Origin of the sequence: Marinobacter iranensis (assembly GCF_029207565.1) — a bacterium.
Taxonomy (GTDB): domain Bacteria; phylum Pseudomonadota; class Gammaproteobacteria; order Pseudomonadales; family Oleiphilaceae; genus Marinobacter; species Marinobacter iranensis.
This window is the reverse complement of the sequence record NZ_JANCMW010000001.1, coordinates 363,503-375,210: the sequence shown is the minus strand read 5'-3', so window position 1 is coordinate 375,210 and position 11,708 is coordinate 363,503. Positions and strand designations below refer to the sequence as shown.

Sequence of the window (11,708 nt, the reverse complement as noted above, 5' to 3'; positions counted from 1 at the left end):
ATCCAAAAACTGCTGACACCAAAACTCAAAGCACAACGATCCGAAATCAGGGTCAGAGTAATCTGCCTCGTTAGCACCTTGGCTTTGATCAGTTGCTGTACTCTCTAAGGTATAAAACACTGCGTTGGGAGGCTGTTCTTCACTCAGGCAATAACCCACCATCGGAGCGAGGTCCGTTCTTAGTTATGTTCATAGCGGTGCGGCGAAGCAGGCTTTAGCCCGATATATGATCCTCAAATATAAAGAGTTTTCTGCGGCCTATGTGAGAATTCATTATCCGGCATGGCAAGCACTCCAGATTCAGGCTGGCAGAATACCGCATAGAGTTGACTTCGTAAGGGTGGTCTGTGGCCGGGTCGCTGAGATCGTTGAATAGCTGAGTCCCGAGAGTCATCTTCTCCCATCCGCTCCAGAAAAATCTTGCTGCTAGTCTTTCACTTCTTAATTCTTGCACTCAACCTTGGAGAAAGTTGTCTGATCCATGATGGCAACGACTATTATACGATTGGCGATTACCATAATATCTCTGATCTTGGAGACCTATTCAGCATCGCCCTAATTTTTTCAACTGTAAAATGATTTTAATCAGTTACGTCCGAGACTGTTCGTTCAGTTACATCAGAGATGATCTGACAAATGCGCTCAACAGCTGGCTCCACACCATAATTCGAGGCTGCGAGCTCATGAGCGCAATAGGCGAGCCTCGTCCGAAGCTCATGACCATCAATAACCTGACTTAGTGCGGTTTGAAGTTGCGCGACATCGTGTGGCGTAACAAGCAGACCATTCTCGCCGTTCTTGATCACATCGGTGATATTTCCCACCGATGTCACTACCACTGCCAGGCGAGCGGCCATCGCTTCTATCATCGCATTCGGTAAGCCCTCTGCCCAAGAGGGCAACACAAAAATATCGGCATCACGGAATGCCTGAATCAGATCATCTCCATTGAGCCAACCGGAAAAGTGAATTACGTTAGTCAAACCCAGTTGTTGAACTCGTTTTCGGGCTAGACTTGAAACGTTTCCTTCGCCGACAAGATTGAGTTCAAACTTGTGATCTGGGGCTAGCTTTTCACAGGCTTCAAGTAAATCTAAAACACCTTTTTCACGGTCTAGCCAGCCGACAAATAGTACCCGGACGACTACCCCTGCTTCTGGCATAACAGGCCGCCTTCCTATCTCCAGCAGATCAGGGGTGGCTGTCCAGTTTCTCACTATAGGCGCATCATTTAGCGAACGCCCCAGGGGGCCAGTCACAAAATCCCGCCAGGCCTCGCCCTGACACAGAACCTTCTCTGCTCCTGAGAAAGCAAAATGGGCGGCTAAACGAGTCACCCAAGAACGCTGGAAACTGTCAATTAGCCGTCCGCCTCGTGGAAACAGCAATGCAGGCACTCCTCGCAACTTCGCGTACCAAGCCATAGAGCCCTTCTCTATAACGCTAGCTCCAACTGAGGTAAAAAGTAAAACTGCATCAGGTCTCGTGCGCTCAAATCTCACTAAAAAAATCAAAAACCGCCTTGCCGCGAGTAAAAGGCGAACAAACAGGCCTGGCGGAGGATTGCTGAGCTGTGTGCTATCGATTAATTCAAGGTCAACACGCTGTGGCAGAGTCGACGCAAGCAACGTCCGACAGGCAGTGACGTTTCCACCGAAAACCTGACGATGAGGTGAAGGGAATGCCCCCACAAACAATAATTTTGGACGTGAATTTAATGGCTTCTTATGCATCTTTTTGCGCCCACAATGCAAGCTGCAAAAGTTTCCATAATAAAAAGCCGCGCTCTCGGCGTTGGTTTCGGTGTTCCTTAAAAGCACACTCTACCGATTTGCGATCAAACCCGAACTGTTGCAGGAACCCTGTATTTAGTATCATGTCACGAGAAAAATCATGTAATGGCCCCCTCAGCCAATGTTCGTATGGCACACCAAATCCAGTCTTGGGGCCATCAAGAATGGAGGCGGGAACACGCCCTCGTTGGGAGTTCCGCAATACGATTTTCTTCTCCATTCCATGTGCTTTCCAGCTTGAAGGCATACCAACCGCCAGTTCTGCAACTCGCTCATCCAATAAAGGCACTCTTGCTTCTATACCCGCCGCCATGGTGGCACGGTCCACCTTGGTCAGGAATTGGGACGGCAATTGCACTGAAATATCCGTTAACAGCATTTGCTGTACCGGGTCATGTGCTGCAAAGCGCCCTGCGGCATTTCGATAAGCCAGAAAGGGATCTGTGGAAGAGGATAAAGCCGTTCGTCGGCCGGGCTCCAGTATGGCCTCTGGTGGATCATGTAGTGTTTCTACCGTCAATAACAACCCCATTCGAAGAGCTGCATCGGAGTTACCCGTCGCTTCCCCTATTCGGGCAAGGCGCCGCCCCCTCTCACCGCCATTTCGCAGTAACGACGATAACATTCGCGGCCAAAGTCTCCACCAGTGAGTATTGCGAAGGATCGCATAACGCCGGTAACCAGCGAACATCTCATCACCACCATCTCCTTGTAACACGACTTTTATATCACTACCCAATTGCTGGCAGAGTAGGTAGAGGGGAATATTCGCTGCGTCCGCAAAGGGCTCGTCATGGGCCCGTGCAAGGGTCATAAGGGTTTCTGGAAGGTTGGCACCCTCGATCTTCAATTCGTGATGGTTAAGTCTGAAATGCTCCGCAACCTGGCGCGCGCGGGGCAACTCATTGACACCGCCCTCAAAATCAAAACCCACGGAATAACTGGAAAGGGGGTGCGATTGCACATTCATAGCTGATGCGGCTATAGCCGAGGAATCTATTCCTCCACTTAAAAAAAGACCTACAGGCACATCGGCCACAAGCTGTCGTTTTACGGATGCGTCCAATGCCTCCCTGACCTGAACTGCTGCCTCCTGTGGAGTATTCGCAGTGGGAGCTCTTTCAAGCCATTCTTCAATACGCCACCAAGGCTCAATTCGTTCCTCGCCATTTTCAACAATCATCCAGTGACCAGGCTTTAGTGCTTGTACGCCGCGATATAAAGATCGTTCTTCATAGGAATTCCCATACCAGAGATACTCAGCGAAGGCCTGTTCGTTGAGTGAAGTGTCCACGCCTCCCGCAGCCAGTACGGCTTTGATTTCAGATCCGAATGCCAATCCATAATTAGAATTAGCATAGAACAACGGCTTAACGCCAAGCCGGTCCCGCATCAAAATAAGCCGCCTACGAATCGGATCCCAGAGGGAAAAGGCGAAAATACCCTCCAACCGTTTAAGGCCTTCCAGGCCCCAGGCATCGTATACGTGCAATATAACTTCCGTGTCAGAATGCCCGCGGAAAGCATGATCTCTTTCCGCCAATAATTCCTTTCTTAATTCCAGAAAGTTGTACACTTCACCATTAAAGGCAATCACGGGGCCACCCGGGCGAAGTACCATAGGCTGGGCACCCATCGCGGATAAATCCTGAATGCTCAATCGCTGATGCCCCAGCGCAATGCCCGGCTCAATATGAATGCCTTGAGCATCGGGACCGCGAGGGCGAAGAGTGCCAACCATATTAGACACGACTTCACGCCCTACTGTAATTTGAGATGACACTAATATTCCGCACAACCCGCACATAAAAAATACCGAGAAATTTGTTTAAAACTTATTATTGCATGGTTTTATTGAAAATAACGATAAGCCTACATTAGTACCTTCACCTATTTAAAAAGTAGTTCTTTCAGCCATTTTGTAGCGATTTAGCACAAGAAACAAAAATACGAAAAATACGAAAAGGTAAATTCTCGTCGACAAGAAAAATATCTTGTAGTGACCAATTAAACCGAAGATAAAAATCACTATCATAAGTTGACTTAAAATTTTAAAAAATCTCCGATCAACCAAATTTGAAGTTTTTAACAGCAAGTTCTTCATTGTGAACCTAGCATGCATTATAGGAACTATAAACACGCCGACCAAGAAAACAAATAATCCAAAAAAACCTACACCATGCAACATCCTAAGATAACCTACATCCGTATGCAAATTAGAGCTAGGCATCGGTCCGAAATAATTGTTACCAAACAAAAACCGCATAGGATCTTCAGGGAATACAACCATGTCTATCAAAAGGGTCCTAACTGTATTATCAGAGTATGATCCAGACTTCTGCATTTCTATAAATCCGCGCAATAGGCGAACCACCGGATGTTCGTAACCATGATCATCCAAAATATCTTGCCCGAAATTTCCCAAGGCATTTCCCAAGAAAAACAAAACTACAATTAACAAAAAAACGCAAACAAAAACACGATACATTTTCCCAATATCGAAATATCTTTTTTTTTGAATTAGAATAAGCGTTACCATAAAGAAAAAACCTAAGTATAGCCCGCTCCTACCGGTAAACGCTGCTCCAAGCATAGAAATAAACAGAATAGTAATAATGAAACAACGAAGCTGATTTGGAGGAGATGTTACATAAATTCCAGCCAGCCCCATTACGCATAGAAGAGCATGGTTCATAGAAAGACCATCACCACCGGTAGAAACAAAACCCGGAACGCGAAGTAGTATTAAATGATCCGCATCCCTACTGAAGTCCCGATAAAATAGGACAGACATCCATTCCCTTACGATCGGAAACAGAAAACTTAACCATAATATTGCACCCTGCAACAATGCACAGAAAATAACTAACTTTACGAAGATTGAAAGCCCTTTCTCACCATATAGTTTGATAAGCGCTTGCGTGCAACCATAAGCAACGATCACGGTAATGAGTGACCGTGCCGCAAGGGATATCCCCGTATAGTCTCCATGTCCATATATTATTTCTAGAAAAATCATTTGGCTAAGCAGCAACAGAAATACTGAAATAATGAGCAGTAGCGTAAGAGGCGCCTTCATACGATGGAGTGTAAAAAGTGTAAATACTATAAGAAATGCGAACGCGGCATAAACATCTAAGCTTTTTATAAAAAATGGGCCGGGTATGTTAATTGCTGGAGTGAGCAGCATCAAAACAATTGACAAACTCACAATAGCCTTAAGAAAGATATTCTTAATATTTATTCCTCTCATACTTTGATGCTATATTGAGTGAGGGACAGACCACTTTCAGACGGATCCAAAGAAACTTGCGTAATGTTTACTTTAGCTTTCATTTGCAAGATGAGGGATCGTAGCAGCCATTGAGAACGCCAAACTCTTGCGACCAATGCCCCCAACCGGCGAATGCGCCATGCGAAGGTTTCTTCAGTCGCCTAAAGAACGATTTTTCCATTCTCAACACTGGCATACAGTTATGCCGGGACAGTTTATCAATGAACTCGACGCGTATCTCCATTGGCACAACGGGAAACAAGTCAAGATGTCACTTGATGGCCTAAGCCGTCTTGAGTGTCACGAGTGCCTAGAATTTGCAGCGTAAATTAGTCCAAGGAAGGTACCGCTCTTCTTTTAGGGTGTTTTTCCGGTGCTGTCAACAGCTCGTCTCACAATATGTCGATGACCAGCTCACAGAGCTCGATGTTTTCGACCAACTTTACAGGATCTACACAAAGAACGGGCCGAACGAGCTATGCCAGCATCATAGGACTGACCACCATCAGCAATACCTCACCGGAAATGGCACGAAGTCGGGTACTCGAGCGCTTCAGGCACATGAGCATAAGGCAGTCGATGATGTTGAGAATGAGCTTCTATAAAAACAGAGGCTCTCTATTATAAGGGGTTGCACTTAATTATTAACCTTTTCGAAGCCTCTATCCAATCCTAAAATAACTGCAAGCACCTTGGTTATTATATTTTAAAGACTCGGTTTCTGGCCGAAATCAAAATCCTCGCAATTCGCGGCGTGTGCTGGAGAATACGCAATACAGTTTGACTATTTGATGCGAATTTCTTAAACGACCAACTATTATTTATATATTTGAAAAATCCATTATAGTCGCCAAACTTTAAAGATTGTGTCGCACAATTTTGAGCCACCTTAGATTTGTACCAAAGGATGTCGCCACTATAATCTTTATTAAAATGATCATCCAAGTTCTCTAAAGCCAAGATTGATTTATTGTAAAATATTTCCAAGTCCTTACCAAAAATATCGCTATTCTTTTTACTAACAGAGAATGGTGTTTGCTTCCGATATACCGAGTGTGGCTCTGGAAAATAATAGGCTCCATTTATAGAAGCCATGGCTTGAATAAAATAATCTCCAAACGGAACATCATAGATCCATGATGGCAGACTATCATATATCGAACGATGAATTAAAAGTGATGCCGTTGGCATCGCGCCGCCGCCATTTTTGATTGGAAACGAAACATCAAAAACCCTTGGTTCGCAGCCGTAGTTATTTATTGCCCTTACTATCTCGTTGTCCTTCATTAACAATGCTTGATGAAAAAAAAGAAGAATGTCATTATTTTTTTTTGCCAAATTTATTTGAATTTGGAGTTTTTTGTTATTTATCCAAAAATCATCTCCTTCACAACAGGCTATATAGTTCCCTTTGGCACGGGGAGCACTCAAACTTGTAGGCTTTATCCCTTTTGAGTATTGATTTTCTACCTGAAATATGGGCCTTATAATGTGGGGGTATTTTTTTTTAAATCGATCTATAATTTTTGGCGTTTCGTCAGTAGAAGCATCATCATGCACAATTACTTCGAAGGGAAAATTGGTCTTCTGCGTAAGAAACCCTCGTAACGCATCTTCAATATAAGGTGCATGGTTGAATGTGTGGCACAACACAGTAACTAAAGTTTCGTCTGAAGAGCCTTCCCAGTCTTTCATTATTTCACTTTCAGTGGGAAGAGGCTGATTTCGAAAACCAGCCAAGTCAAAGTCAGTACGTTTAGACAAATCAATTACTCCTAGATTTTTAGTTTGCACCCTCTAGCTAGACAACCTGTTAAAAACTTAAAAGAGGTTAGGCTGTTCTTTCTTGCTTTCCAAATGTTTCTTCAAAAGAAATTGAATCGGCTTCCCAGAGACTGCCATACTCACAATGGCAAGACGTTGGGTAGAAGCTCGACGAAATCGTTGGGTGACCCTATATGTATCAGATTAATACGGACGCCGCTTTATGAAATAAGCTCCAATTGAACATAACTGTAGATGTTGGGAAAGCCCCTCTCCCAGTGAACTGAACCTCCTGTCTGGACAACTTGACGGCTAACCTCCGACTCGGCTGCGTAACTGTCACGGAATTATCTTTTCCATATGTCCCAGAATATGTCACGGTGCGCCTTTCGTTTCTGTACTGGGCTTCAGAGAAGACCATCTGATCCAAGCCGCAAACAGAATCATATTTGGTTGGCCAAGGGCGTATTATCACTGATTGAGAGTTTTTTTTCAGGACCTCCCTAGCTTGCTTTGCATTGTTAGTAAAAAAGTAACAAATATAGAAACTAATGTAATGCTGCTTAGAACTACCGCACCACCCAACTGCGTTATTTCTGAGTGTATATCAAATAGGTTATCTAAAATATTTATTACAACAATTGATACTAAAAATCCAGGAAGCACGTCAATCAGCATCCATTGCTTGTGAAGGCCAGGGTAAAACTTACGATGCACATATGGAACCCACAACAAAAATGAGAATGCACGAAACCCAAACCAGACCCAAGCAACTCCAACAGGGCCATAATTAAATGCTGCGAAAACAATGAGTGGTATATTGACTACTACGGACGCGGTATTATATAAAACGTGATATTTTAAAATTCCAAATGCGTATTGAAGATAATATTGAAAAGCGATGATAACTAAAAGACCACTTCCGAGCACGAACAAGGGTAATATGGGAGCTGTCCAGCTGGCGGCCTCTCTATCTCCGGTCCATGTATAAACCACTAGTTCTGGCATCAGCGCAATCACTAGCGTAACCGGCGCAACGAACAAGACGACCATTCGTGTTGATCGACGATAGATGGCTATCATTTCTTCCTTTTTCTCTACAGCCAGCAGAACCGTCATTCGGGGCAAAACCGCTTTGCTTACCGGACCCGCTAACATTGTAACGCCGGATGCAATCGTCGCAACGAGGGTGAAGTAGCCGTAATCCGCCAAGGTTAAGACTTTGGATAGAATCAGTTTATCGAGTTGTGTGAGCAGCACCCAAACTGCACCTGTATACCCTATACTCAGGGCAAATGGTGCCACTCTTTTCAGTTCCTTCGTGGAAAACCGCTTTACTCCGCTTATTCCATGTGGCATAAGAGTGCGGAGTTTCAATCGAATAACAACAATTTCAATCAATACGATAACGAGCTGAAAGTAGAAAAAGGCCATGACGCTTCCATTGGTCCAGATGACCAACAAGAGCGAGCCAGGGAATCTGAGGGTATTAACGATGATATCAATAACGTTCATCCACACCTGAGCTTCATAAGCATTTATGCCGCTTCGGTTAATGGATGAAACCCAGCGTACGGCTACAGTGACAGCAATAACCCCAACTGCCGTAGATACCGTTTCCAATGACAGCGATTCAACCTTTAGCCAGTCGCTTGCAACCCAGTCTCGGGAGAGAAAAAGCGTTAGCCCCAATGAAGCTGCCAATACCAAGAACAGAGATTCGAGAGTATTTACTACCGTTACAAGGCGCCAGTGCTCCGATGGGTGCTCCTTCAGCCGGGCGACCTCCCGTCCCAAGGTTGGCGTCATTCCCATATCAAGAAGATTCATCCATGCTTGTACAAGCACATAAAAGCCTACTAGCCCGTAAGCTTCCGGGCCCATATACTGAAGGTACATAGGCAGGATTAATATACCAATCAGCGTTGTATACAGTTGCCCAATGTAGTTGAAAAAAATGTTCTTTTTAAATGAGCTAATAAGTGCATTATCCCTAAATGAAGTCCGTCTATCAGAATGGTGACCAGCCAACTCAGTTCAAAACAAATATTATGCTGAATCTTTATTCCAAGGTATACCTTAGGAGACTCTGAATAACGTTGATTTTGGTTTTAGTCGGCGAAAATTCGAAGGTTCAGACACCATTCATTCTCCCAATATTTGTGTGTCTTTTGCCCGTCTCCCGCCATTCTGGCGGAAAACAGGCGTATTGGCCCTGAGCAGGCAAGTATTTTCACCAATCAGCACGTTGCTGAACGCAGCTAGTAAATGCAGCTGGTTATTGTTCTTGGCCAAGCTGCGATAGCAAACCTTGCCATATCTAAGGACCTGCTTGATGTAGCGGAAGGGATGCTCCACTTTGACACGAACACTAGTTTTTTGTTTTTTTCGGCTTTCAGTTTGTCGGCATCTAGCGTCTTCTGGGTGCCAAGGCGCTTAGCGATGAACCAAGAAACGTGTTTGCGATTTATATATTCTTCCCGTTTCTGAATGCCAAGGTAACCGGTGCCACCGAATACATGTTGCTCCTGACCGTGGAGAAGGTTGCCAGTGGGCACGATGTCGTGAATGTTGGCAGCGGTCGCATCAATACTGTGAATCAGGCCCAGTGTATCATCGACACCAATATGCATCTTCATGCCGAAGTGCCATTCGTTGCATTTTCTGGTCTGGTGCATTTCCGGATCGCGCTTGCCAGTTTGATTATTAGTAGAGCCGGGAGCAGAGAAAATGGTGGCATCTATTATACTGCCTTCACACAATATCAGGCCGTGCTTCTCCCGGAAATGCTAGAAGTTGAGAATGGTCGCCTCGTCCGGTAAGCGATCCAGCTTCAGACCAGCGAAGTGCCGAATGGATTCGATCTCGTACAAAGCATCTTCCATAACGCAACGAGTTCCATGCCGTATCACCGCTGATTTTGGAGACTTATTCAGAGTCTCCTTATAGGACCTTGGTTATATTTGATTTTTTGAACGAAAAACAATCCTTGACATTCTCAAGATAGATCTGACTTACTAATTTTACGGCGTCAGGTCATTGCCTAGCATAAGGAATACCCTTTTGCCTTGTCAGCTCATTAAAATCTTCTAATTTATAATAAAATCAACAATTTTTTCGGGAGTATCCAGCTCCTCGGCCTGATCATCACTAATCGTAACCCCCGCGGCCTCACCCACGTCCATTATTACCAACATCACATCAAGAGAGTCCACACCAATGTCTACCAGGGTTTTATCCATCTTGTCTTCAGACATTTCCAACCCATTAACATTCTTTTCCAACATGGACATAACAATTCTTACAGCATCTTCACGATTCATAATTTTCCGGCTCTCTTTTTACTTAACCTGTGTGTAAATTGCCGTCGCCCAGGATAACCCAACACCGAATCCTGACATCAGGATAGTTCCGGGGCTCTTGCCCAGTTCTTTTTCCAGTAATAGGGGGATGGAGGACGATACCGTATTACCAGTCTCAGATAATCTTATTGGTGCTTTTTCCAACGGTATGCCCGCTCTCTTGATCGTATTCTCCAGCATGAAACGGCTGCCTTGATGAAGGAGGAAGAGGTCGATGTCTTCTGCCTTCAGTTCTGCATTTTCCAGAACTCGTCTGATCTGTTTGGGTACGTCCTGCAGCGCAAAGTTGAACACAGCGCGACCGTTCATTTCGAGCTGGCTGCCATTCTTCTGGAGCGCCTCACTGCCAGCGCCCTTGGTTGAGAATTTCGCGCTGGCAAGGGTGTAGCGGGGTGTTTCACTGATCAGCGTCACCGATGCGGCATCGCCAAAGAGTAGGCAGGTATTCTTGTCTTCGGGGTCCAGAATTCTTGAATAGGGGTCACAAGTGAAAAGAAGCCCTTTCTTCATGCCGTTCGCCGCCATGAAGGACTGGATCACGCTCAAGCCATACACATAGCCTGAACATCCAAGGCCTATATCAAAGCAGGCACAGTCTTCTGGCAAGCCCAGTTCGGCATGCACCAGGGCGGAGTTGTGAGGCAAGCCGCCTTTATCGGGATTCTGGGTGCACAACACCACGCATTCGATTTCAGCGAGGTCAATGGATTCCTTCGCGCATAGATTACTGAATGCCGCTACGCTCGCGCTGACGACAGAATCCTGCTCCTCGAATCTCGGCAGGCTGGAGACTCCGATTTTCTGTTCCACAAACTCCCGATCTGTCTCAAACCGGTCTGCCTGTTCAAGGTTATCGACACGCCCTTTTGGCAGGTAACTGGCAATGGACTGAATCCCTAGCATGGGCTCGCTCCCTGGTCACTGAGTTTGTTATGAAAAGTACATGGTGGCGATTTTCTGGTCGTTAACCAGTACATCACTGCAGGTCAGCCGTGTACCAATCTGCTTACTGATTCGGAGTTCGACTTTGCCCGGTGTGGGAATGGGGAACTGGCCGTCATAACGGGAAAAGACCCATCTTTTGGAAGAATCAATGCATTCCTGGTGCATTTTTTTGCAGAGTGATACCAGCAACTCGATCCGATCATGATGATGAGGATTTTCTTGCACAATGCACTTGTCACCTATTACCGCACCCCGGCACACTTCCGGCTCGTCGAACTCCTGGCGGTCAGCGGTCTCTGTTTGGGAAGCCTCGTTGAGGCATAGCACGAAGTGCTCATCGTTTTGCCCGGAAACCCGCGCAACGACCGAATCTTCCGACATTGGCGAGCGCTGTTCCAGCACACACACCGGATTGCGGATCATGTGTTTAAAGGAAACATCGATTTTTCCGTGCGCCAGGCCCTGCTGGCTTGCCGCACACGCCAGCGCATTGAACAGACTGGTTCCGTGGACATAATCCCTGTTACCCTTGAAAGCAAATTTCAGGACTTCGGACACTGTTACTCCCTT

General features: G+C 45.6%; 8 protein-coding genes and 1 pseudogene. All 9 read right to left on the bottom strand.

The window, feature by feature from the left end; genetic code table 11:
- Nucleotides 1–581: 581 nt before the first annotated feature.
- Complete coding sequence (locus tag NLU14_RS01795) at nucleotides 582–1,733, bottom strand: glycosyltransferase (RefSeq protein ID WP_275704438.1); 1,152 nt, start codon at nucleotides 1,731–1,733, stop codon at nucleotides 582–584.
- Complete coding sequence (gene asnB / locus NLU14_RS01790) at nucleotides 1,726–3,600, bottom strand: asparagine synthase (glutamine-hydrolyzing) (RefSeq protein WP_275704437.1); 1,875 nt, start codon at nucleotides 3,598–3,600, stop codon at nucleotides 1,726–1,728. The genes NLU14_RS01795 and asnB overlap by 8 nt, the downstream gene beginning before the upstream one ends.
- A gap of 87 nt (nucleotides 3,601–3,687) precedes the next feature.
- Complete coding sequence (locus tag NLU14_RS01785; RefSeq protein WP_275704436.1) at nucleotides 3,688–5,046, bottom strand: hypothetical protein; 1,359 nt, start codon at nucleotides 5,044–5,046, stop codon at nucleotides 3,688–3,690.
- Nucleotides 5,047–5,766: 720 nt separating this feature from the next.
- On the bottom strand, nucleotides 5,767–6,831 hold the full coding sequence (locus NLU14_RS01780) for a glycosyltransferase (RefSeq protein ID WP_275704435.1): 1,065 nt from the start codon (nucleotides 6,829–6,831) through the stop codon (nucleotides 5,767–5,769).
- Between the two features lie 492 nt (nucleotides 6,832–7,323).
- Nucleotides 7,324–8,862, bottom strand: a complete 1,539-nt coding sequence (locus NLU14_RS01775; protein WP_275704434.1) for a lipopolysaccharide biosynthesis protein — start codon at nucleotides 8,860–8,862, stop codon at nucleotides 7,324–7,326.
- 114 nt (nucleotides 8,863–8,976) lie between these two features.
- Nucleotides 8,977–9,593 (bottom strand): annotated as a pseudogene (locus NLU14_RS01770) (IS5 family transposase).
- A gap of 327 nt (nucleotides 9,594–9,920) precedes the next feature.
- On the bottom strand, nucleotides 9,921–10,154 hold the full coding sequence (locus tag NLU14_RS01765) for a phosphopantetheine-binding protein (RefSeq protein ID WP_275704433.1): 234 nt from the start codon (nucleotides 10,152–10,154) through the stop codon (nucleotides 9,921–9,923).
- Between the two features lie 18 nt (nucleotides 10,155–10,172).
- Entirely contained in the window at nucleotides 10,173–11,096 is a 924-nt protein-coding gene (locus tag NLU14_RS01760) for a ketoacyl-ACP synthase III (RefSeq protein ID WP_275704432.1), read from the bottom strand.
- A gap of 27 nt (nucleotides 11,097–11,123) precedes the next feature.
- On the bottom strand, nucleotides 11,124–11,696 hold the full coding sequence (locus NLU14_RS01755; RefSeq protein WP_275704431.1) for a hypothetical protein: 573 nt from the start codon (nucleotides 11,694–11,696) through the stop codon (nucleotides 11,124–11,126).
- Between the last annotated feature and the right edge of the window lie 12 nt (nucleotides 11,697–11,708).

Excerpts from the sequence above, each read along its gene's own strand:
- NLU14_RS01795 (WP_275704438.1), bottom strand. The coding sequence starts at position 1,733 with ATGCATAAGAAGCCATTAAATTCACGTCCAAAATTATTGTTTGTGGGG.
- asnB (WP_275704437.1), bottom strand. The coding sequence starts at position 3,600 with ATGTGCGGGTTGTGCGGAATATTAGTGTCATCTCAAATTACAGTAGGG.
- NLU14_RS01785 (WP_275704436.1), bottom strand. The coding sequence starts at position 5,046 with ATGAGAGGAATAAATATTAAGAATATCTTTCTTAAGGCTATTGTGAGT.
- NLU14_RS01765 (WP_275704433.1), bottom strand. The coding sequence starts at position 10,154 with ATGAATCGTGAAGATGCTGTAAGAATTGTTATGTCCATGTTGGAAAAG.
- NLU14_RS01760 (WP_275704432.1), bottom strand. The coding sequence starts at position 11,096 with ATGCTAGGGATTCAGTCCATTGCCAGTTACCTGCCAAAAGGGCGTGTC.